This window comes from Bradyrhizobium sp. WSM2254, assembly GCF_000472645.1.
GTDB classification, from domain to species: Bacteria; Pseudomonadota; Alphaproteobacteria; order Rhizobiales; family Xanthobacteraceae; genus Bradyrhizobium; species Bradyrhizobium niftali.
The window spans coordinates 26127-48455 of sequence record NZ_AXAB01000022.1 but is presented as its reverse complement, the minus strand read 5'-3'; the positions used below and the strand labels follow the sequence as shown (position 1 = coordinate 48455).

At 66.4% G+C, this 22329-nt stretch carries 22 protein-coding genes; 14 read left to right on the top strand and 8 right to left on the bottom strand.

The features are described 5' to 3' along the window. The first annotated feature begins 115 nt into the window (after positions 1 to 115). Positions 116 to 1231 (top strand): ATP-dependent RecD-like DNA helicase, encoded by a 1116-nt coding sequence (locus A3M7_RS0116555; RefSeq protein WP_027544933.1) that lies wholly within the window; start codon positions 116 to 118, stop codon positions 1229 to 1231. Between the two features lie 302 nt (positions 1232 to 1533). Here the strand turns inward: A3M7_RS0116555 and A3M7_RS0116550 are convergent, their stop codons facing one another. Further along, positions 1534 to 3219 carry a caspase family protein gene (locus A3M7_RS0116550; RefSeq protein ID WP_027544932.1) on the bottom strand — a complete coding sequence of 562 codons (1686 nt, stop codon included), beginning with the start codon at positions 3217 to 3219 and terminating at the stop codon, positions 1534 to 1536. A 247-nt stretch (positions 3220 to 3466) separates the two neighbouring features. On the opposite strand from A3M7_RS0116550, the gene msrA reads away from it, so the two are divergent. The 4 genes from msrA (at position 3467) to A3M7_RS0116530 (ending at position 5399) form a co-directional block, all read left to right on the top strand. Next, on the top strand, positions 3467 to 4171 hold the full coding sequence (msrA, locus tag A3M7_RS0116545; RefSeq protein ID WP_027544931.1) for a peptide-methionine (S)-S-oxide reductase MsrA: 705 nt from the start codon (positions 3467 to 3469) through the stop codon (positions 4169 to 4171). A gap of 29 nt (positions 4172 to 4200) precedes the next feature. Next, complete coding sequence (gene msrB / locus A3M7_RS0116540) at positions 4201 to 4620, top strand: peptide-methionine (R)-S-oxide reductase MsrB (RefSeq protein WP_027544930.1); 420 nt, start codon at positions 4201 to 4203, stop codon at positions 4618 to 4620. Positions 4621 to 4728: 108 nt separating this feature from the next. Further along, a complete protein-coding gene (locus tag A3M7_RS46615) occupies positions 4729 to 4893 on the top strand; it encodes a DUF3309 family protein (protein WP_177234419.1) in 165 nt (54 codons plus the stop codon). Positions 4894 to 5105: 212 nt separating this feature from the next. Then, positions 5106 to 5399, top strand: coding sequence for a hypothetical protein (locus A3M7_RS0116530; protein ID WP_027544929.1), 294 nt, complete (start codon positions 5106 to 5108; stop codon positions 5397 to 5399). Positions 5400 to 5655: 256 nt separating this feature from the next. On the opposite strand, the gene A3M7_RS0116525 is transcribed toward A3M7_RS0116530, so the two are convergent. Then, positions 5656 to 6213, bottom strand: coding sequence for a DUF4112 domain-containing protein (locus A3M7_RS0116525; protein ID WP_027544928.1), 558 nt, complete (start codon positions 6211 to 6213; stop codon positions 5656 to 5658). 61 nt (positions 6214 to 6274) lie between these two features. Further along, positions 6275 to 6700, bottom strand: a complete 426-nt coding sequence (locus A3M7_RS0116520) for a DUF5413 family protein (protein WP_027544927.1) — start codon at positions 6698 to 6700, stop codon at positions 6275 to 6277. A gap of 145 nt (positions 6701 to 6845) precedes the next feature. Here A3M7_RS0116520 and A3M7_RS0116515 point away from each other — a divergent pair, with 145 nt between their 5' ends. The 3 genes from A3M7_RS0116515 (at position 6846) to A3M7_RS0116505 (ending at position 7880) form a co-directional block, all read left to right on the top strand. After that, the gene (locus A3M7_RS0116515; protein ID WP_027544926.1) at positions 6846 to 7085 is read left to right on the top strand and encodes a hypothetical protein; all 240 of its coding nucleotides are present in this window, start codon (positions 6846 to 6848) and stop codon (positions 7083 to 7085) included. Between the two features lie 38 nt (positions 7086 to 7123). Then, complete coding sequence (locus A3M7_RS0116510) at positions 7124 to 7348, top strand: hypothetical protein (RefSeq protein ID WP_027544925.1); 225 nt, start codon at positions 7124 to 7126, stop codon at positions 7346 to 7348. 256 nt (positions 7349 to 7604) lie between these two features. Further along, positions 7605 to 7880 carry a hypothetical protein gene (locus A3M7_RS0116505; protein ID WP_371090192.1) on the top strand — a complete coding sequence of 92 codons (276 nt, stop codon included), beginning with the start codon at positions 7605 to 7607 and terminating at the stop codon, positions 7878 to 7880. A gap of 181 nt (positions 7881 to 8061) precedes the next feature. On the opposite strand, the gene A3M7_RS0116500 is transcribed toward A3M7_RS0116505, so the two are convergent. Both A3M7_RS0116500 and A3M7_RS0116495 read right to left on the bottom strand, forming a co-directional pair. Next, entirely contained in the window at positions 8062 to 9678 is a 1617-nt protein-coding gene (locus A3M7_RS0116500; protein ID WP_027544923.1) for a hypothetical protein, read from the bottom strand. 37 nt (positions 9679 to 9715) lie between these two features. Next, entirely contained in the window at positions 9716 to 11008 is a 1293-nt protein-coding gene (locus A3M7_RS0116495) for an adenylosuccinate synthase (protein WP_027544922.1), read from the bottom strand. Between the two features lie 360 nt (positions 11009 to 11368). Here A3M7_RS0116495 and mgtA point away from each other — a divergent pair, with 360 nt between their 5' ends. The 3 genes from mgtA (at position 11369) to A3M7_RS0116480 (ending at position 16683) form a co-directional block, all read left to right on the top strand. Then, positions 11369 to 13867 (top strand): magnesium-translocating P-type ATPase, encoded by a 2499-nt coding sequence (mgtA, locus tag A3M7_RS0116490; RefSeq protein ID WP_027544921.1) that lies wholly within the window; start codon positions 11369 to 11371, stop codon positions 13865 to 13867. 167 nt (positions 13868 to 14034) lie between these two features. Then, complete coding sequence (locus A3M7_RS0116485) at positions 14035 to 15597, top strand: NAD(P)/FAD-dependent oxidoreductase (protein WP_027544920.1); 1563 nt, start codon at positions 14035 to 14037, stop codon at positions 15595 to 15597. Between the two features lie 153 nt (positions 15598 to 15750). Next, positions 15751 to 16683: a DMT family transporter gene (locus A3M7_RS0116480; protein WP_027544919.1), complete on the top strand. Its 933-nt coding sequence runs from the start codon at positions 15751 to 15753 to the stop codon at positions 16681 to 16683. A 35-nt stretch (positions 16684 to 16718) separates the two neighbouring features. Here A3M7_RS0116480 and A3M7_RS0116475 read toward each other — a convergent pair whose 3' ends face one another. Beyond that, positions 16719 to 17123, bottom strand: a complete 405-nt coding sequence (locus A3M7_RS0116475; protein WP_027544918.1) for a VOC family protein — start codon at positions 17121 to 17123, stop codon at positions 16719 to 16721. Between the two features lie 32 nt (positions 17124 to 17155). Next, positions 17156 to 17560 carry a hypothetical protein gene (locus A3M7_RS0116470; RefSeq protein WP_027544917.1) on the bottom strand — a complete coding sequence of 135 codons (405 nt, stop codon included), beginning with the start codon at positions 17558 to 17560 and terminating at the stop codon, positions 17156 to 17158. A gap of 72 nt (positions 17561 to 17632) precedes the next feature. Here A3M7_RS0116470 and A3M7_RS0116465 point away from each other — a divergent pair, with 72 nt between their 5' ends. From A3M7_RS0116465 to A3M7_RS0116455, 3 genes are all read left to right on the top strand, one after another. Continuing rightward, complete coding sequence (locus A3M7_RS0116465; RefSeq protein WP_027544916.1) at positions 17633 to 18265, top strand: TetR/AcrR family transcriptional regulator; 633 nt, start codon at positions 17633 to 17635, stop codon at positions 18263 to 18265. A 173-nt stretch (positions 18266 to 18438) separates the two neighbouring features. Next, the gene (locus tag A3M7_RS0116460; protein ID WP_027544915.1) at positions 18439 to 19374 is read left to right on the top strand and encodes a DMT family transporter; all 936 of its coding nucleotides are present in this window, start codon (positions 18439 to 18441) and stop codon (positions 19372 to 19374) included. Positions 19375 to 19498: 124 nt separating this feature from the next. Beyond that, positions 19499 to 20476, top strand: a complete 978-nt coding sequence (locus A3M7_RS0116455) for a tripartite tricarboxylate transporter substrate binding protein (protein ID WP_027544914.1) — start codon at positions 19499 to 19501, stop codon at positions 20474 to 20476. A gap of 148 nt (positions 20477 to 20624) precedes the next feature. On the opposite strand, the gene A3M7_RS0116450 is transcribed toward A3M7_RS0116455, so the two are convergent. Continuing rightward, the gene (locus tag A3M7_RS0116450) at positions 20625 to 22310 is read right to left on the bottom strand and encodes a methyl-accepting chemotaxis protein (RefSeq protein WP_027544913.1); all 1686 of its coding nucleotides are present in this window, start codon (positions 22308 to 22310) and stop codon (positions 20625 to 20627) included. Positions 22311 to 22329 lie beyond the last annotated feature (19 nt).

Sequence of the window (22329 nt, the reverse complement as noted above, 5' to 3'; positions counted from 1 at the left end):
GGATGCCCGGGACAAGCCCGGGCATGACGACCTGACCTGCGCTTGAACCGGCGGGCCGAATGGTTAGTTTTGAGGGATGGCGAATCGCTTCGGCTCGCCCCTCCTCAAGACAGATATGCCCACATTCACCCCGCATCAGGATGCCGCCCTCAAGGCCGTCGGTGACTGGCTCAAGGCCAAGCCCGGCCGCAATGGCACGCCGCCCGTGTTCCGCCTGTTCGGCTTTGCCGGCACCGGCAAGACCACGCTGGCACGCCACATCGCCGAGGGCGTCGACGGCGAGGTGAAGTTCGCCGCCTTCACCGGCAAGGCGGCGCTGGTCATGCGCAACAAGGGGTGCGACGAGGCCTCCACCATCCACTCGCTGATCTACCGCGCCCGCGAATCCGGCGAGGAGCAGCCGAGCTTCGAATTGTGGGACGACGCGCCGGCGTCCAAGGCCAAGCTGATCGTGATCGACGAATGCTCGATGGTCGATGCTGAACTCGGGCGCGACCTGATGTCGTTCGACTGTCCGCTGCTGGTGCTGGGCGATCCCGCGCAGCTGCCGCCGATCCAGGGCGGCGGCTTCTTCACCAACACCGAGCCCGACGCGATGCTGACCGAGGTGCACCGCCAGGCCCAGGACGATCCGATCGTGCGGATGTCGATGGACGTCCGCGAAGGGCGCGAGCTCGACATCGGCCGCTATGGCGAGAGCGAGGTGGTGTCGCGCAAGGAGCTCGACCCTGATCGCGTCATGGGCGCCGACCAGGTGCTGGTCGGCCGCAACAACACGCGACGCGCGTACAATATGCGGGTGCGCCAGCGCCAGAACATCGAGGACGCCTTTCCGGTCGCCGGCGACAAGCTGGTGTGCCTGCGCAACAACCGCAAGAAGGGCCTGTTCAACGGCGGCCTGTGGCGCGTGAAGTCGCGCAACACCTCACGCTCGAAATCGCGCATCCTCAGCATGCGGCTGTCGCCGGACGAGGATCTTGGCCACAAGGTGACGAAGGTCTCGGTGCGCGCCGACTGCTTCGAGGGCGGCGTCGAGCAGATCGCCTGGGAGCAGCGCAAGCCCTATGACGAGTTCGACTACGGCTACGTGCTGACCGTGCACAAGTCGCAGGGCTCGCAATGGGACGACGTCGTGCTGTTCGACGAGAGCTTTGCGTTTCAGGACTCGAGAGCGCGGTGGCTGTACACGGGGATTACGCGCGCGGCGAAGCGGTTGAGTATTGTCGTGTGAGGCTCCGTAGCCCGGATGGAGCGCAGCGCAATCCGGGACGGAAAGAACCCGCATGTCGCTTCGCTCATACGGGCTACGATTTCTGAGGATGTGGCAACGCCGGCGCCCTCAACCTCCGCTCGTCGTCCCGGACAAGCGAGCGTAGCGAGCGCTGATCCGGGACCCATAACCACAGAGTTAGGTTTGGCGAAGACTCGCGGTGACCAGCTCGCGCTACGACTCCTCCCTGTGTTTATGGGTCCCGGCCTTCGCCGGGACGACACCGGGAATGAGGCGCCGGAGTCGCATCACATCCACACCCCTCACTTCCCCGCCACAAAATAGAAATCCTCGCGCCCCGGCGGCGAGCCGTAGGTGAACGGCTGCTGCCCGTGCCTGGTCGCGGACCAGACGTCGTCGCGGACGATGTCGAACAGTTTCCTGATCTCGACGCGCGGCTGCTTGATCTCGCGGGCGAGCGCGGTGGCGAACGGGCTGTCGGCGCCGCCGTCGCCGTCCATCGCGGTCTCGCCGTGCTTGGCGGCGTAGACCACCATGAAGCCGGCGCCGGGCTCGATGTTGGAAAAGCCCTTGTCGACCAGCTTGAGTGACAGCGTCCGCTGCATGGTCGGCGCGAACGGATTGTCGCGGCACGCATCCAGCATCACCAGACGCACTTTTCTCGCAGCGCCCACCGCTGCGATCACCTGCTCCAGGGCGACGGCCTGAGCCTCGGCATCCCTGTCGGCGGCCAGCTTGGCGTCGACAGGAACGAGATAGTTCACCCCGCCGATCTCGAATCCGTGGCCGGCGTAATAGACCACCGCCCAGTCGGCCTTCTCCGCTTCGGCAGCGAACGTTTGCAACGCTTCGAAGAACTTGTCGCGGGTCAGGTCGCTGACGGAGATCACGGTCTGGAAGCCGACCTCGCGCAGCACGTCGGCGATCAGCTTCGAGTCGCGTGGCGGATTGGGCAAGGCGTGGACGTTCTTGTAAGCGCCGTTTCCGATCACGAGCGCAACGCGGCGCCCGGTCACCCCGGCCGGCGCCTGCGGCGTCAGCGCAGCGAGCCGCTCCTGCGCGATGGCGCGGGCGCGCGCGACCTCGGTCTCGTCGAACTTGGTCAGCGAATAGGCCGCGGCGCGATAGTCGGCGCGGGCCTGGGCGAGATCATTCTTCCGCTCGTAGATCTGGCCGCGGCCTGAATGTGCCCGGACATTGTTCGGGTTGATCTGGATGGCCGTGTTGTAGTCCTTCAGCGCGGCGTCGACGTCGCCCTTCATCATGTTGACGTCGGCGCGATTGTTGATCGCGAACACGTTCTTCGGCTGTTTCTCGATCAGGCCGTTGCAGTCGGCAAGGGCCCGGTCGAACTTGCCCATCATGCCCCAGGTGATGCAGCGGTTGCCGGCGATCTGCGTCGCGGTCGGATCGATCTTCTCAGCCTCCGCGAAATCGGCGATCGCGCCGTCGAAATCCTTCATCAGCGTGCGCACGCGGGCGCGATTGGTCCAGCCGAGCAGGAATTTGGGCGTGTATTTGATCGACATGTTGAAATCGTCGAGCGCGCTTTGCAGCGCGCCCCGGCGCGCCTGGATGATGCCGCGGTTGTTGTAGGGGACACCGTAGGCCGGGCGCTTCTGGAGCGCGAGGTTGTAGTCGGCCATCGCGAGGTCGTCCTGCCCGCTGCGCTCATAGGCGAGACCGCGCAGGTTGAGCGCAATGACGTTGTCCGGATCGAGATCGACGGCCATGGACAAGGTCTCGATCGCGTGGACGTGGTCGCGCTTGTTGATCAGGGTGTTGCCGCGCACGGACAACGCGACCGCCTTGTCCTTGCCGGTGAGCCGGTCGGCGTTGAGCAGATTGTCGCAGGCCACCGCGCGGGCCTGCGCCTCCGCCTGGCGGTCGCGGCAAATGGCGAGGTCGTCGCCGGTTTGCGGATCGGCCGCGGCGTTCGACGCGCAGGCGGCCAGGATGACAAGTGTCAGGGAAACGACGCGCAGCATGTTGTCAGGCCAGCTCCAGCCACCACTTTTTTAGGTCGATCGTCGGTCGCGCGGGTTCATCTAGCGCAGAGTTCCTCACCGCGCCAAGACGGGCTGTCTCGGATCGCGTTTTTCACAGAGTCGTGTCCGCTGCGGCGTAACAATCGGCACCTGTCCCCGTATCTCAGGTGACCGAATGCCGCCGGGCAGGCTGTTCGCGCGGCGCCAACCGACCTAGAATATCCACCTTCCGGAAAGAGGATCTGCCATGCGCCGTCCCGCCCTCCTGTCCCTGCTGGCTGCCACGACCGCCCTGACGCTGGCCTTTGCCGTGCCGTCCCGGGCCGCCGAGGATGCGGTCGTGATCCCCGCCCCGACCATGGACGCGGCACCGGTGAGCGGCATCCAGACCGCCGTGGTCGCCGGCGGCTGCTTCTGGGGCGTGCAGGGCGTATTCCAGCACACTGCGGGCGTCGTCAACGCGGTCTCCGGCTATGCCGGCGGTACCAAGGCGACCGCCGACTACCAGACCGTCTCGAGCGGCCGGACCGGCCATGCGGAATCGGTCGAGATCAAGTACGACCCGAAGAAGATCAGTTACGGAAAGATCCTCCAGATCTACTTCTCGGTGGCGCACGACCCGACCCAGCTCAACCGCCAGGGTCCCGACACCGGCACGCAATATCGCTCGGCGATCTTCACCACCTCTGACGAGCAGAAGAAGGTGGCGGAGGCCTATATCGCCCAGCTCAACGGCGCCAAGGTGTTCGGCAAACCGATCGCGACCAAGGTCGGCGCGCTGGAGGCGTTCTATCCGGCGGAGGCCTATCATCAGGACTATCTGACGCTGCATCCGAACCAGCCCTACATCGCCTATAACGACCTCCCCAAGATCGAGAACCTGAAAAAGCTGTTCGCGGATAACTACATCGAGAAGCCGACGCTGGTGAATGCCAGCAAGGCCACCAACTGATCGCGTGATCACCAAAAAACGGGAGACCCATGCCCGACGCCAAGACGAAAACCACGGACGACAAAGTCATCAAGAGCGAAGAGCAGTGGCGGCGCGAGCTGTCGCCGATGCAGTACGCGGTGCTGCGCGAGAAGGCGACCGAGCGTCCCTTCTCCGGCGAATATGAGCACGACCACCGTGCCGGCACCTATGTCTGCGCCGGCTGCGGCAACGTGCTGTTCGAGTCCGACGCCAAGTTCGATTCCGGCTGCGGCTGGCCGAGCTTCACCCAGCCCGCCGTCGAGAGCCATGTCGACGAGGAAAGGGACGTGAGCCACGGCATGGTCCGCACCGAGGTGCTCTGTGCCAAGTGCAGCGGCCATCTCGGCCATGTCTTCCCCGACGGCCCCGGGCCGACGGGCCTGCGCTACTGCATCAACTCGGCGGCGCTGAAGCTCGAGCCGAAATAAACGTTGCGCGCCGCCGGGTTCCGCCATGGAACCCGGCGGCGCGATGTGCTTTTCTTCTCTGGCGGTGTGGCCAGTCATCGCGTTTTGGCGGCCGCCAGGGAGGATGCCATGACACTCGGGACCATCCTGATCATCCTGGTGATCATCTACCTGCTCGGCGGCCTGTCCGGCCGCGTCGGCGGTTACGGCTATGGCATGGGCCATTCCGGCATGGGAATCGGCGGCGTCGTCCTCGTGGTGCTGATCGTGCTGCTGCTTCTTGGCAAACTATAAACCATCTAAATTGTTGAAATTACTTGGTTTATAGCCCTTGCGGGGCTGCCATGCGCGGATTCATCATCTCCCATCGCAGGGGTCGCAATTTTGTCAAAACGGCCTATATTAGAGGGCGAAAATGACGTGTGCGGCGGGCCCACGCGATTGGCCTCCGCCCTCCCAAACCCCACGCGCTTAAAGCCCCAGAGAAGATCACGAGGTCTTTGACCATGCGTCCACTGCGTCCGTTCAACTTCAACACTTCCGCCGAGCTCTTCCCCGCCGCGATCCGCAAGAAGAAGCGTGCCGGCTTCACCTATCGCCGGTTCGGCACCGCCGCCGAGGCCGTGCAGTTCGCGATGGAGCAGTTGCCGACGGATTCGCTGAACGGCGCCTATCTCCAGGTCGAGGAAGCGCGCTTCGACCAGAACGGCATCCGCTCGCTCTATGAGAGCGAAGCCTTCCCGCTGCCCCGTCGCCGCAAGCCCGAGCCGGCCGCCGAGACCGACGCCGACGCGGCATAAGTTTTTTCGCTAAGCCCGATGTGCGCGGAAGGCGCGATGGCCGAAAGGCTATCGCGCTTTTTGCGTTTGAGGGCTTTGGAGTGCCATGCTTCCACAGCGTCATGGCCGGGCGTAGCCGTCCGAAGGACGGCGTCGCTTCCGCTCGCCTATGTCCCGGCCATCCACGCCTTAGACTGCGGCACGAAGAACGTGGATGCCCGGGACAAGCCCGGGCATGACGACCGTTCGGGCATATTCAATTGCGGAGAGCAGCGCCCTACAAGCGCGGCTGCTTGTCGAGCCAGCGGCGGAGCAGGCGCATGTTGCGCATGTTGGCGCGGAACATGACGTCGAAGGCGTCGCCCGCAAGCGGCACCATGCCGACCACGCCGTCGACCGCGACGTTGCCGAGCATGCGCGCGGTGAGGTACCAGGGCGCGCCCAGCGCGCGGGCCTCGCGCACCAGCCACAGCGAGATCGCGGTGGTGATGATGTCGCCGACGACGGGGATCAGTCCGATCAGGCCGTCGATGCCGTAGCGGATGTTGGTGCCGGGCAGGATGAAGGCGACGTCGAGCAGCTTTGCGATCGCCTCGAGACGCGCGATGCGTTGCTCGCGCGTCAGGTTACCGAGCGGATTGCCTCCAAGCGGATTGCCCTGACCGAACTCGAAACGAAACTCGCGAAAGCCCTGCTCCAGCGTCTCGGGCCGGATCTCGCGGCCGTCCTGGTCGATGATCGGCCCGCGTGCTTCGGTGCCTGAGAAGCTGGCGCGCGAACGGCGCCCGGAACGGGATTTGCGCGGAGCAAGAATATCGTCGTCGGACATGGTCATGGCCCAGGGAAAACTCGCCGACGCGGCGGAGGTTGCTGCACCGCGTCCGAACGTCGCGCGGTCAGGTCGGTGCCGCCGCCGCTTGCGGCTCCTCGAGATATCTATGCACGAGCCAGGAGGAAATCACCGACGGCACGAAGCCGACCATGCCGTACAGGATGAACTGAACCGCGCCCGAATCCGGCCCGCGCGAGCTGTAGGTCAGCGAGGCCAGGACGAAGGCGAACAGGCCGACCAGCAGCATCCGCAGCACCGGGCCGACCCGGCGGATGTGGACCAGGATGTCATCGACCGCGCCGATCATCAGCGACGGCAGGAAGCCGAACAAATAGCTGTATTGCAGGGACTTGAAGAACACTGCGAACAGCTTGCCGACCTCGCCGAGGTTGGTCTGGGTCCAGTACCCGGACTGGTAGGTCGTCGTCAGCAGCAGCAGGAACCCGCCGACGAACGGCCCGACCAGCGCAAACACCAGATAGCGTTTCATCAAAGACCCTCACACTTCGCCCCTGTTATAGCAGCGCCCCGGGAACCTTGAATAGCGGGCGCCGGCGCCTCCCCCAAGGGGAACAAGTGGCAAGGCGACGAGTTCAGACAGGACCTGAATCACCCCTCTTGGACTGGAGCCGCCGATGTCCCGCAAATTTCTTCTGGCGATCACGCTTGCAACCCTCGGTGGCCTGTCGAGCGCGCCCGCTCTCGCGCAAGGCCACATGGGCACGCCGCAGGAGCAGAATGCCTGCTCGCGCGATGCCTCGCGGTTGTGCCGCAAGGACCTCGGCAATGACGGCGCGGTGCAGAGCTGCCTGCAGGCCAACCGGGCCAAGCTGTCGAAATCATGCAGCAAGGTGTTCGCCAGTCACGGCATGTGAGGATCGGACACAGTCCCTGTGAACGGAGAGGTGAAGCCATGTTGCGCGACGAACAGCTCTCGATCCTCAGGGACATCTGTCAATCCATCGCCTTCGCCGACGACCGGCAAGGCAAGATGGGACAATTGATCGCCGACGGCTACGTGATGAAGGACGGCGATCTGTTCGAGCTCACCGCGAAGGGCATCACCGCGGTCGAGGAACACGCCGCCGCACTTGGCGAGAGCGACGCCACAAGCACGCCATCCTATCGCCTCATCTGACGGAGCGCGTCGCTTTCTGCGTGACGTGCGCGCAACAATTGCGAATTCGTTCGTGCGGCCCATTGCAGCCATACGACAATGGCGCATACTCGGCTCGGGCGGCGCAGCACTTTTCGATTCGAACATCACGAGATCGAGCAACCACATGCGGGATGAGGTTCCCGGCGTGATCGTTGAGACATGCGGCAGGTCAAGCCGCGTGCGGCGCCCCAAAACCAAGCGGCTCAAGCCCACGGAACTCGGGGACACATTCGACATGACACGCAACCGGACCATCGCAACGCTCTTCGCCCTCGCCACCACCGCCATCGCATTCCAGACATCGCCCGGCTTCGCCTTCTCGCCCGAAGCGCAGCAGATGTGCTCGGGCGATGCGATGCGGCTGTGCTCCAGTGAAATCCCCGATATCCCGCGGATCACCGCCTGCATGGTGCGGAACAAGGCGCAGGTCAGCCCCGGCTGCCGCGCCGTGATGGACCGCGAGCACGCAGCCGCAGCAGCATCGCGCAAGAAGGAAGCGGCCGCGCAGTAGCCATCCATCCGGGATGTCATTCCGGGGCGGTGCGCAGCGCCGAACTACGATGCGCAATTGCGGATCTGAGAATCCATTTCTCTACGTCACGTGCCGCGCGATGGATTCCGGGTTCGCGCTTCCGCCTTCGCTCTTTGAGCTTCGGCGGACAAGTCGCGCGCCCCGGAATGACCGAAGTGGCTTAATCGCCCCACTGCGCGAACGCGTCGTTGAAGGCGCGCTCGCCGGGGGCGCCCTTCTCGATCGCGATGATGGCGCGGCGCTGGTTGGCATAGACCAGGGGCACGTCGAACCAGGAACGCTCCTTCAGGAGCTGGACGTTGCGGGCGCGGTCGGCGTCGACATTGGAAAGGCCGACCAGGAAGAAGCCGTCGGTGACCTTGACCGCTAGCCCTGCGAGCGGCGTGCCGCGCGCCTGCTCGTTCGACTTCATCAGGATGCCCGGCACGTTGGAGACGCTGCCGCCCGGGAAATCCTGCGGCAGGATGAAGGTCAGCTCCGCGGTGTGGCTCGCCGGCAGCGAGGAGTCGGTGTTGCGGCGGAACGACATCGTCATCTTGAACTTGCGGTCGGGAATCTCGATGTCGGCGCGCACGGCGACGTCGGCCTTCTGGTTGCCCGACGCCTTGATCGGCTCGAGCCGCCACACCACCGAGCCGACATATTGCTTGCCCTTCGGATCGGACGGATCCTCGTCATAGAGCACGACCTTCTGCGCCACCGGCGCGACCGGCTGGTCACTGGCCGAGGGCTGGCCGACCCGATCGGGGATCTTCGGCTTGCTCTGCGGCTGGGACGGATCCTTCGGCGCCTCAACCACCTGGGTCGGCGAGGACTTGAGCAGGCCGTTCGCGATCTGGACCAGCTGTTTGCCCCAGAGAATGCCGGCGCCAACCAGGATCAGCACGATGCCGACGGCGATCGCACTCTTGAACGGGAAGACGGAGCGGGCGCGCTTGGGCTTCTTGGTGTCGCGGTCGAGGACGGGGATGTGCGGGCGCGTCGACGCGGCCCGCGGCGCATAGCGCTCGGCCTCCTCGATCGACTCGTCATAGGAATAGGGCGCATCGCCCTCGCCGGCGCGGTTCTCCAGGCTCGGCTCCAGCCGGTCGAATTCCGGCGAGGGCGAGGGCACGTTGGCGTAGGTGCGGCGCGCGGCGCGATTGGCCTGCGCGGCGGCGCCGCCGAGATCGTTGACGTCGGCGGTGATGTCGCGGAAGCCGCGTACGCCCGGTGCGGGCGGCAGCGGCGGCGGAGGTCCGATGTCCGGCGGGCGGCGCCCACCCGGGCGATCGCGTCCGGCAGGTGGAGGGGCCGGCGGCTCCGGCATCGCCGGCGGACCCGGCTGGCGCGGCGCGTCGAAACGGGGCGCGCGCGGCGGACGCTGGGCGTCACCCTGGTCATCGACGTTGAAGGATGGGCGGTCGGCGCGCGGCGGCGTCGGCGCCGGACGGGTGCGCGGCGGAGCAGCCGGCGGGGCTGCGGCCGGGTTGCCCTCGGTGGCACGGGTGCTGGCCCGGCGGAAGGCATCGCCGCTGCCGCTGCTGCGGGTGCCGCCACCGGGGCGCGAGGCCTCGCGGGCACGCTGGGCGGCCTCCGATTCGACCTTGCGGACGGCTTCTTCCAGCGACAGCCGTTCGCGGGTGATCTCGGATTCGGAGAGCGGCGGCTGCACGCTGCGGAGCTGTGCGATCAGCGCCGTGCGCGCCCGCTCATAGAGCGCGCGACGGCTTTCGCCGGGAGCGTTGGGGTCCAGGGCGGCAATAGCGCGGGCGATCAGCGGATAGTAATCAGCCATTTCTACTCAACTATACGCGCCTCCCGGTAAGAGATCGTTAAGCCTCAAACGGATTTTGTACCAGGATAGTATCTTCGCGTTCGGGGCTGGTGGAAAGCAGCGCGACGGGGCACCCCACCAATTCCTCGATCCGGCGGACATATTTGATGGCCTGGGCCGGCAGGTCGGCCCAGGACCGCGCACTGGCGGTCGGCTCCTTCCAGCCCTCGATGGTCTCGTAGATCGGCTCGACCCGGGCCTGGGCGCCTTCGCCGGCCGGGAAGTGGTCGATCTCCTTGCCGTCGAGCTTGTAGCCGGTGCAGACCTCGATCGAATCGAAGCCGTCGAGGATGTCGAGCTTGGTCAGCGCGAGACCGTTGATGCCGCAGGTGCGGACCGCCTGGCGGACCAGCACGGCGTCGAACCAGCCGCAGCGGCGGGGCCGCCCGGTATTGGTGCCGAACTCGCGGCCGCGCTCGCCGATCTTGCGGCCGATCGCGTTGTCCTGCTCGGTCGGGAACGGGCCCTGGCCGACGCGGGTCGTATAGGCCTTGCACAGGCCGAGCACGTAGCCGACCGCGCCGGGGCCGAGGCCCGAGCCGGTCGCGGCCTGCGCCGCCACCGTGTTGGACGAGGTGACGTAGGGATAGGTGCCGTGGTCGACGTCGAGCAGCGCGCCTTGTGCGCCCTCGAACAGCATGCGCTTGCCTTCGCGCCGCTTGATGTCGAGCAGCCGCCACACCGTCTCGGCATAGGGCAGCAGCTGCGGCGCCAGCGCGGTCAATTCCTTCAGGATATCCTTGCCGTCGAACTCCGGCAGATTGAGGCCGCGGCGCAAGGCGTTGTGGTGAGCCAGCAGCCGGTCGATCTTGTGCGGCAGCGTGTCGAGGTCGGCGAGGTCCATCAGGCGGATGGCGCGGCGGCCGACCTTGTCCTCGTAGGCAGGTCCAATGCCGCGGCGGGTGGTGCCGATCGCGGTCGCCGCGTTGGAGGACTCGCGCAAGGCATCGAGCTCACGGTGCAGCGGCAGGATCAGGGTGACGTTCTCGGCGACGCGCAGATTTTCCGGGGAGACGGCAACGCCCTGCGCGCGCAGCTTGGTGACCTCGTCGAGGAAGGCGGCGGGATCGAACACCACGCCGTTGCCGATCACCGACAGCTTGTGCTCACGCAGCACGCCCGAGGGCAGCAGCGCGAGCTTGTAGGTCTTGCCGTTGATCACCAGCGTGTGGCCGGCGTTATGGCCGCCCTGGAAACGGACGACGATGTCCGCCTGCTCCGACAACCAGTCGACGATCTTGCCCTTCCCTTCGTCGCCCCACTGGGCGCCGACGACGACAACATTGGCCATTCGCGGGTAATCCCTATTCAATCTGTCTCTAGGAGGCATGATCCTCGCGGAAAACCGGTGCCCACTTTTCCGGGATCATGCCTGCGCCAAGCCCTCTCTGCGGCCCAAGGCCGCTCGCACGCAAGGCAGCCAACCGGATAAAGGAAGCAGCCTCTCTAGGCAAGCAAGAACCGGGCTTTTTCGGGGTCGGGAAGGCACCCCAAGCCTTTGATATCCCCTTAAAATCCTGAAAGGTTGGCGGCCCGGCGGCAGCGGAATTGACACGCATCAACCGTTCCGGCCCGCGATTGCGCCAAGGGATGGCTGTCACCTCCCCAGCTTACCCTTCCCGGGCCTGGAAGCCTTCATGTCGGATACGCCGTGACCAAGCCACCGAACAGCCAGGCGAACCAGTTCTGGCGCCTGCCGACGGATGCGCTCAGCACCGAGCTCGGCTGCTCCTTGCAGGGCCTGACCGCGACCGAGGCCGCCGCACGGCTCGGCCGTTTCGGGCCGAACAGCGACGCGCCGCCGCGCATCGAGGGGGCCGCGCGTGCGATCCTGCGCCGGCTGCTGGAGCCGCTGTCGCTGATCCTGCTGGTCGCCGGCATCGTCTCGATGCTGACCGGCGACGACATCGGCGGGCTCATCATTGTCTTGATTCTCGCGCTCTCGATCGGGCTCGACACCATCCAGGAGGGCCACGCGGTCCGCGCCGCCGAGATCCTCCGCCGTTCGGTGGCGCTCAAGGCCGAGGTCAGGCGTGACGGCGCCTTCCGCGAGATCGACGTCGACCACGTCGTTCCGGGCGACCTCCTGCGCGTCCGCGCCGGCGACATCATCCCGGCGGATGCGTTGATCCTGGAGAGCACCGCCTTCACGGCCGGAGAAGCCGCGCTCACCGGCGAGCCCTATCCGGTGCAGAAGCGCGCCGGCGCCGCGACCGACCCCGACGACACATCGAATGCCCTGTTCCGCGGCGCCGTGGCGCAGACGGGCGAGGCGATCGCGCTCGTCGTCAGGACCGGCCGCGACACCGTGTTCGGCGCGGCGGCCTCCGCGCTCGCCGAGACGCAGGCGCCCTCCCCCTTCGAGCGCGATTTGCGCGAGTTCGGCCTCGTGATCGCGCGGGCCACGCTCGCGCTGGTGCTGGTCGTGCTCACCGTCCGCGTCGTATTCGGCCGCGAGGTGCTCGATTCGCTGCTGTTCGCGGTCGCGCTCGCAGTCGGGCTGACGCCGGAGCTGCTGCCGATGATCACCACTGTGACGCTGTCGCGCGGCGCGCTGCGGATGGCCGGCCGCAAGGTGATCGTGAAGCGGCTGGCAGCGATCCACGATCTCGGTGCCATGACGGTCCTCTGCACGGACAAGACGGGCACGCTGACCTCGGCCGAGATCACGCTCGCCAGAAGCCTCGACGCCGAGGGCAAGGACAATGCCCGCGCCGCGCAGCTCGGCGCCATCGCGGCATCGCTCGGCGGCGACCGCGGCACCCTCGATGCCGCCCTCGTCGCCGGCCGACCGGACGCCGCGCAGGGCTGGACCCTGGCCGGGCGGCAGGCCTTCGACTTCTCGCGCCGGCTGGGATCGGTGCTTGCGACCGGCCCCGAAGGCACGCTGCTGATCGTCAAGGGCGCGCCGGAAGCCGTGCTCGCATTGTGCACGATGGACGAGAGCGCGCGCACTGCTGCGACGGCGCGCGTGCGCGAGCTCGCGAGCGAGGGCCTGCGCACCGTGGCGATCGCCTCGCGGGCGTGGAGCGGCGTGGTGCGCGAGGTCGAGACGGAGGACGAGACCGATCTCGCCTTCGAGGGCTTCTGCGCTTTCGCCGATCCGCCGAAGCCGACGGCCACAGCCGCAATCGCGCGGCTCGCGGCGAGCGGCGTGGGCCTGAAGATCCTCTCGGGCGACGACCCCGTGGTGGTGAAGCGGCTCGCGAGCCTGGTCGGGCTCAATCCCGCGCGCGTGCTGTCGGGGGCCGACATTGCACAGCTCAGCGACGAAGCGCTCGCCGTGCAGGTGCGTTCCACCGACGCGTTCGGCCGCCTCGCGCCGGACCAGAAGTCGCGCATCGTGAAGGCGCTTCAGGCGGGCGGCGAAGTGGTCGGATTCCTCGGCGACGGCATCAACGACGCACCGGCCCTGAAGGTTGCCGACGTCGGATTGTCGGTCGACGGCGCGACCGGCGTGGCGCAGGCCGCCGCCGACATGATCCTGCTCGCTTCGGATCTCGAGGTCGTCGCCGACGGCGTCGAGGAAGGACGGCGCACCTTCGCCAACATCATGAAATATGTCCGCATGGGCGCGAGCTCGAATTTCGGCAACATGCTGTCCATGGCGATCGCCTCGATGGTGCTGCCGTTCCTGCCGATGCTGCCGACGCAGATCCTGCTCAACAACCTGCTCTACGATCTCTCCGAGCTGGGCATTCCCTTCGACCGGGTCTCGCGCGCGGCCACCGCGCAGCCGCAGGTCTGGAGCATGACGAGGCTCGCGCGCTTCGCCGCGATCATGGGACCGCTGTCCTCGGTGTTCGACTTCCTGACCTTCGGCGCCCTCATCATGCTGTTTCACGCATCGCCCGGCGAATTCCGCACCGCCTGGTTCATCGAATCCATGGCGACGCAGATCCTGGTGATCTTCGTCATCCGCACCAACGGCCGACCGTGGCGCAACTGGCCCGATCCAGTGTTGTCAGCCTCGTCGCTGATCGCCTTGCTGGTCGCGATGGTCGTGCCGTTCACGCCGGTCGGCACCTGGTTCGGCTTTGTCGCGCCGCCGCCGTTAATGATGGCCGGCATTGCACTGCTCGTCGTCGTCTATCTCGCCTGCGCCGAGTTGCTGAAGCCCTACGCGATCCGCAGCAAACGCAAGCGATAGAGATTTGTGACCGCGATATTTCAGATCGGTTCGGACCCGCACAAATTTCCACCGACAGCAATTGACGCAGGTCAATCGCGCCCCCCGCTACGCGCTCCTAGTATGGAACCGGGAGCCACGGAGGCGGACCAGGTGTCTGCCGCCATGTTGCGGCGAGGTCACCCGAGATGTCACGCAGCTTTGACGCCATCACCATCGGATCGGGGCTCGGCGGCCTGACCGCGGCGGCCCTGCTCGCCCGCGCAGGCCACAAGGTTCTGGTGCTCGAGCGCAACCAGAATTTCGGGGGAGCGGCCACGGTCTATCGTCACGGCCAGCTCGCGATCGAGGCCTCGCTGCACGAGATCGACGGCCTGGACGCCTCCGATCCCAAGCTTCCGATCCTGCGCGCGCTCGGCATCGATCGCGATCTGCCCTTCGTGGATGTCGGCGTGCTGCACGAGGTGCGAAGCCCACTATTCGAGCACCCCTTCATGATGCCGCACGGCCTCGAAGCTGCCTCGACCGCGGCGAAGGCGCAGTTTCCGGCGCATGCCAAGGGCATCGCCCAATATTTCGAGCGCATCAAGGCAGTCCGGCAGGCGGTCGCGCTGATGAGCGAGCATCAGGACGACCGCGACTGGTGGCTCTGGAACGCGCCGACATTGCCGTGGCGCCTGTGGCCGCTGATCCGCGACCGGCACGCGACCTTGAGCGAAGTGCTCACCCGCCTGTTCGGTGACAGCGAGCCGATCAAGCTCGCGCTTGCATCCAACCTCGGCTACTACACCGACGATCCCGACACGATGCCTTTCATCCAGTTTGCGATTCCGCAGGCCTCCTATCTCGTCGGCGGCGGACACTATGTCCGCGGCGGATCGCAGGCGCTCAGCAATCGCCTGATCGCGATCATTCGCGACGCCGGCGGTGCGGTGGAGGCGGGGCGCGAGGTCGAGGCCATTCTGGTCGACGGCACCCGCGCCCGCGGCGTGCGTCATCGCGCGACGGGAGCCGACGACGTGCGCGTGGAGCTGGCGCCGATTCTGCTCGGCAACGCGGCGCCCTCCGTGCTGGGCTCGATGCTGCCGCAGGACAAGCGCACCGCGTTCCTGTCGCGCTACGAGGACCGGCAACCATCGATCTCACTTTGGAGCATCGCGATCGGTCTCAGCCGGCCGTCCGGCGATTTCGGCGTCAGGCACTATTCGACCAGCGTGCTGCCGGGGTGGTTGACGAAACTCTCCGGTTTCCGCGAGGCCGGCGCACTGCCGGGCGAGGATTCGCCGGCACGTCTTCCCCCCTACGGCTTCGTCGCCTACGATCGGATCGATACGGGCCTGAACGAGAGACCGCCCTATCTCGCCGCGCTCGTCGGCGTCGACCGGCTCGCGAACTGGACCGGTCTGTCCGCCGAAGCAAAGCGCTGCCGCAAGGAGCGCTGGATGGACCTCGTCATTGCCGATCTCGACCGGAATTATCCCGGAATCGCCGACGCGGTCGTGCAGCGCGAGATGTCGACGTCCGAAACCTTCGCGCACTACCTCAACACGCCCGGCGGCGCGATCTACGGCTTCGCACCGCAGACGCGCGGATTCAAGCCAGTGCCGACGACCGCCATCGACGGCCTCTATCTCGCCTCGGCGTTCACGGGCGGCGGCGGCTTTACCGGCGCGATTCTCGGCGGAGGTTGGGCCGCACGGGCAGCGATGCTCGCCAATGCGGGGCCAAGCGGCGCAAAGGCGGCCTCCTGAAGTTCCGCCGTTCCGCGTGGCGCATGATGGCGATGCATCTGCGCCATTGATGTCGGACCGGTTTCCGTGTCTCTGAACGGGCCGGGTTCCGAACCGGCCCGGGTGCCGCCGGGCCGGGGCCTCGGCGCATGACGCGGGGCCATAACAATCACAATGTCCGCCACCGACCAGACCACGAGCGCCGCGACGCCCGGCCAAAACTGGATCGCCAACCAGCCCTACCTGCTGCTCAGCATCACTGCGCTGTGCTGGGCCGGCAACGCCATTGTCGGGCGGCTTGCCGCCGGCCACATCCCGCCGGTCACGCTGTCGTTCCTGCGCTGGCTCTTCGCGTTCCTCCTCGTGCTGCCATTCGCCTGGAAACATCTCGCGCAGGACTGGCCCGCGATCCGCAGCAAGCTCGGCCTGATGGTCACGCTCTCGATCACCGGCATCGGCGCCTTCAACACGCTGCAATACTGGGCGCTGGAGCATACCCAGGCGCTCAACACGCTGCTGCTCCAGTCGTCCGCGCCGCTGCTCGTGGCGCTGTGGTCGCTGGCGATCCTCGGCATCCGACTCACCGCGGCACAGGCCTTCGGCGTACTGCTGTCGATGTGCGGCGTGCTGACGATCCTGCTGCATGGCGATTTCACCACGCTGTCGAACATCGAGTTCAACAAGGGCGACCTCATCTTCCTGCTCGCGCTGCTGATCTTCGCGCTCTATTCGGTGCTGAGCCTGAAGCGGCCGGCGATGCACGGCCTGTCGTTCCTCGCCTTCACCTTCGGTGCCGGCGCCGCCTGCCTCATTCCGCTGGAGATCTGGGAATTGTCCGCGCGGCCGGTGATGAAGCTCGACGGGCCGAACCTGCTGACGCTGTTCTATGTCGCGGTATTCCCCTCGACGCTCGCCTATCTCTGCTTCAATCGCGGCGTGCGCCTGATCGGCGCCAATCGCGCCGCGCCGTTCTTCCACGTCGTGCCGGTGTTCGGCTCGATCATGGCGATGGTCTTCCTCGGCGAACGCCCGCAGGCGTTCCACTTCATCGGTTTTGCCCTGGTGCTGTCGGGCGTATTCGCGGCGTCAAGGAAGCAGGCGAGCTAGCCCCCCTTGTCAGCTCGCCGCGCAGCCTTCTGCGGTCAGGTGCTCGCTGATGGGTTCATCCATACGATTTCCCAGACATAGCCGTCCGGATCTTCAATGTGGCGGTTGTACATGAAGCCGAGATCCTGTGCCGGGTTGGGATCGGCGCGACCACCCGCCGCCACCGCGCGAGTCAGCGTTGCATCGACGGCGTCGCGGTCATCGACCGTGAGGGCGATCAAGACCTGACTGTCGCGGCGCGGGTCACCAATCGGGCGTTTGGTGAATTGGCGATAATGGTCGTGGGTCAGCAGCATCACGCCGATCGCGTCCGTGACCATGAGCGAGGTCGAATTCTCGCCCGAAAACTGAGGGTTCACCGTACCGCCGAGCGCGACATAGAACGCCGTCGATGCGGCGAGATCGCGCACGGGCAGGTTCAAAAGAATCATCCTGGACATTGCTTTTCCTTCTTCAGCGGCGGGATGCCGCGCTAGATGTAGCGCGCCGCGCCCATGCACAGGGCGGTGATGGCGAGCAGAGCGGCGGCCACGCGCTGGGCGGCCGCGATGCGTGAGCGCACATCCCCGGCCTCGCTCGTGCCACGGCGCAAGCTCAGCAGCGCACGGGGGCCGGTCGCGGCCTGAACGCCGACTGCGATCAGCGCGCAAACCGCACCAAGCGCGAGCACTTGCTCGGCGGCGCCAAAACTGCCGGAATGAGCGAGATGCCCGAGATAGCCGCCGGTGAGGATCGCAATCGTCGCCGCGCCGAGCTGCGGACCGACGAGCTGCTCACCTCCGGCTGCTCCGGTTCGCGCCAGCGCAAAGCTTGATCCGGCCCAGAACACGGACGACAACACATGAAGCGACAGTGCGATCACGAGGGCAGTCTGCATGGCAAGCTCCAGCCGGCTTCTAAATTGGATATACATCATGTATAATCAATGCGTCAAGACGATGGCAGAGCGATGCCGAAACGCAGCTATGTGAGCTCGGTCCGCGCCTCCGCGGCCGCGGAGACGCGCGAACGCATCATCGCGGCCGGCGCGCGCCTGCTGCGCAAGGATGCGAGCATCGCGAACTTCTCGCTTGACGTGGTGGCGAAGGCGGCCGGCGTCACGCGGCTGACCGTCTACAACCAGTTCGGATCGCGACGCGGACTGCTGGAGGCCGTGTTCGACGACATCGCGCGGCAGGGCGGCCTGTTCGAGCTGGCCGACGCGATGGCGCTGCCGGACCCCCGCGCCGCGCTCGATCGCGTCGTCGCGATCTTCTGCACCTTCTGGGCGCACGACCCCGCGATCGGCGGCCTCAACCAGGCGATCGCAACCGATCCCGAATTCGGCAATGCGCTGGTCGCGCGCAACGAGCGGCGGCGTGAGCTTGTGACGGGACTGGTGACACGCATCACGGAGAGCCGTGCCGCAAAGCGGGCCGTGCAGGATGCCGTCGACCTGATCTTCGTCCTGACGAGCTATCCGACCTTCGCAACGCTGAGCCCGCAGCGGTCGACGGAGGAGGTCTGCCGCCTGTTGCAGACGGCCTGCCACGCCGCTGTCGACGCGTCGATGCCGGTTGCGCGCGCCGGGCGGAAGACGTAGGCCGCGGCGGCTCCTCGTCCTTCCGCCTCGCCGCGGCGATCACGCGCCGGGCGCAGCGATGTTCAACATATTGACCGCCAGAGGCACCTCCTCAGGTCATGCCTGCATTGTAGCATTGCGGTCGCGTGACTTGTGTCACGACGGCAATCCGGCGCAAGTTGCATCCGACCCCAATGACTATCGCTTCGCCAGCGCCACCAGCCTCGAATCCGGCCAGTTGGCTCAACAACCAGCCCTATCTGCTGCTCAGCCTGAGCTCGCTGTTCTGGGCGGCCAACATCGTGCTCGCGCGCCATGTCGGCGCGCACGTGCCGCCGCTGACGATGACCACGATCCGCTGGTTCGGCGTGTTCCTCATCCTGCTGCCGTTCGCCTGGCCACATCTGAAGCGCGACTGGCCGGCTCTGCGCAAGAGCCTGCCCCTGATGCTGTTCCTGTCGCTGGTCGGCTTCGCCTTCAACAACGCGATCTCGTACTGGGCGATGCAATACACGGAGGCGCTGAACGCGCTGCTGATCCAGTCGGCCGGGCCGCTGTTCGTGGCGCTGTGGTCGCTGGCGCTGTTCGGCGTGCGGCTGACCGGTGCCCAGCTCGCCGGCATCGCGATCTCGCTTCTCGGCGTACTGACCATCATCCTGCGCGGCGATCTCGCGGCGCTGGCAAGCATCAGCTTCAACAGGGGCGACATCATGTTCGCGTCCTCGCTGGTGGCATTCGGACTCTACTCCGCCTTCATCCCGCGCCGGCCGAAGGTTCATCAGCTCTCCTTCCTGTCCTTCACCACCTGCTGTGGCGCGGTCATGCTGCTGCCCACCGCCGTCTGGGAGGCCTGGCGCGGCAACGTCATGCAATTCGACGGGGTGACGCTGGCGACGCTCGGCTACATCCTGATCTTCCCCTCGACGCTCGCCTATCTCTTCTTCAACCGCGGCGTGGCGCTGATCGGGCCGAACCGGGCCGCGCCGTTCTTCCATCTGGTGCCGGTGTTCGGCTCGGCGATGGCGATCCTGCTGCTCGGCGAAAAGCTCCAGCCGTTTCACCTGATCGGCTACGCGCTGGTGCTCGCCGGCGTCGTCATCGCCTCGCGCAAGGGCCCGGCGGTGAAGTAATTCCGCGCCGCGGTCGCTCCCCTCTCGTGTCCCGGACGCGAGACCTGGCGGCAAACTCCCGCCTTCCGATTCCAGCAAAGAGAAGCTAGGTTCCCCGCCAACGAAAAAGAGGGAACGACCAGACATGCTTTCAGCGCTGATGCGAAACCTGCGCACCATCGGCACGGCCGCGCTCTGCCTTGCCGCCTCGACCGCCGCACAGGCCGACAACTACCCCAGCCGCAACATCACGCTGGTGCTGCCGTTTGCGGCCGGCAGCGGCACCGACACCACGACGCGGCTGATCTCGCAGCATTTGTCGCAGGCACTCGGCGTCGGCATCGTGATCGAGAACAAGGCGGGCGCCAACGGCATGATCGCCGCGACCTTTGTCGCGCGCGCCGCACCCGACGGCTACACGCTGCTGGTGACGACCAACACCACGCATTCGGCCAATCCCTACCTGCTCAAGAGCCTGACTTACGATCCGGTCAAGGATTTCACCCCGATCGCGCGCACCGGCGATTTGCCCTTCATGCTGGTCGTTCACCCCGAGGTGCCGGCCAAGACCGTCGGCGAGCTGGTCGCCTATGGCAAGGCCAATCCCGGCAAGCTGAGCTACGCCTCGGGCTCGTCCTCGGCGATCGTGTCGGGTGCGACGTTCGCGCACAATGCCGGGCTCGACCTGCTGCACGTGCCTTACAAGAGCTCGCCGCCGGCGCTCAACGACGTCATGGGCGGCCGCGTCTCGATGATGTTCGTGGACATCCTGACCGGCCTGCCGCACGTCAACGGCAACGCGCTGCGCGCGCTCGCCGTCACCACCAAGGACCGCTCTCCGCTGGTGCCGAACCTGCCCTCGATGCAGGAGGCCGGCGTGCCGGACTTCGACATCTCCTCCTGGCAGGGCTATTTCGGTCCAGCCGGCATGCCGAAGGAGATCGTGACGCGGCTCAACGCCGAGATCAGGAAGATCGTCGAGAAGCCGGAGATCAAGGCGCAACTCGCCACCCTCGGCATGGATGCCTTCTCAGGCACGCCGGAACAGCTCGGCACCTTCGTGAACGAGCAGCTGGTGCTGTGGGAGAAGCTGATCACGAACGCGAAGATCGAGAAGCAGTAGGGGGACACCCCGGCGATGCTGTCATCGTCCGCCTTGTGCGCAATTGCGCACTGGGGCGGACGATCCAGTATTCCAGAGACAGCGAGGCTCGAACCGAGAGGCCGCGGCGTACTGGATGCCCCGCCTTCGCGGGGCATGACAGCAAAACTTACGCCGCGCGCACCTTGGCGAGGAAGCCGTCCACCGCGCTGCGCAGCGCGCCGGACTGGCTGTCCAGCTCGCGGGCGTTGGTGAGCACGTCGGTGGCCGCGGTGCCGGTCGCTTCCGCGGCCGAGGTGACGCTGCCGATATTGGCGTTGATCTCGCTCGAGCCGGCCGCAACCGACTGGATGTTGCGGGCGATCTCGCGGGTCGCCTCGCCCTGCTGCTCGATCGAGGCGGAAATGCCCGCCGTGATCTCGCTCATCTCGGCGATGGTCTGGGTGATGCCGCCGATCGCCGCGACCGCATCGCTGGTCGAGGTCTGCATCGCCGCGACCTGGGCGGAGATTTCCTCGGTGGCCTTCGCGGTCTGGTTGGCGAGCGCCTTGACCTCGGAGGCGACGACGGCGAAGCCGCGGCCGGACTCGCCGGCGCGCGCCGCCTCGATGGTGGCGTTGAGCGCGAGCAAATTGGTCTGCGCCGCGATCGAATGAATGAGCTTGACCACCTCGCCGATCTTCTCCGCGCCGGTGGAGAGCCCCTGCACCGTGGCGTTGGTGCGCTCGGCGTCGTTGACCGCGCGGCTCGCCACTTCGGTCGAACGCGTCACCTGGCGGGAGATTTCCGCAACCGAGCTCGACAGCTCTTCGGCGGCGGCGGCAACCGTGCCGACATTGCCCGAGGCCTTCTGCGAGGCCGCGCCGACGGTCGCTGCGCGCGAGGAGGCGTCGCTCGCGGTCGCCGTCATCGACTGCGCCGTGCTCTGCATGCCGGCCGCGGCCGAGGAGACCGAGCGGACGATGCCGTTGACGCTGCGCTCGAAGTCCTTGGCGATCTCTTCCATCGCACTGCGACGATCCGCCGCGGCGCGTTCCTTGGCGTCCGCCTCGGTCTTTTCGAGGTCGCGAATACGGACCGCATTGTCCTTGAAGATCTGAACGGTCGCGGCCATCGCGCCGACCTCGTCGCCGCGGCCGAAGCCGGGAATGTCGCCCTCGAGCTTGCCGTCGGCGAGATCCTTCATGCGGGCGCCGAGCAGCGCCAGCGGACGGCTGATGCTGCGGCCGATCAGCCAGGCGACGCTGCCGGCGACGATGACGATGCCGAGCATGGCGAGGCCGAGCAGCCAGTAGATCGGCCCCATCTTGGCGTCGATATCCTCGAGATAGGCGCCGGTGCCGAGATACATGTCGAAGCCGGGGACGGCGACCGCGTAGCCGAGCTTGCGGATCGGCTTCTCCTGGCCGGGCTTCATGTATTCATAGAACAGCAGGATTTCGCCGCTGGCCTTGACCCCGTCCATGATCTCGCGGGACAGCTTGCGCCCGTTCGTCTCCACGTCCATGCGGTTCTGGCCGATCACCTTCGGATCCGGCGCAAGCTGCGTGATGCCGTCATAGGTGGTGCCGAATAGATAGCCGGAGTTCTTGTCATACGTCATGGAGTTGCCGTAGCGGCGCAGATCCGCGAGCGCGGCATCCTTGGTCATCTCGCCGGCGCTGACGCGCTTCATCAAGGCAGCCGCATAGTTGCGGGCCATCTCCACGATCGCCTTGGTCTGGTCGATGCGTGCATTCACCATCTCGCGCTTCATCAGATATCCGGCGAGAACTCCGGAGATGCACAGGCCGAACAGGGTCACACCGACAAGGATGCCAAGCTTGGGGGCGATCTTCAGATTGCTCAACTTCACGATGGGCTCCTCGGGTGGC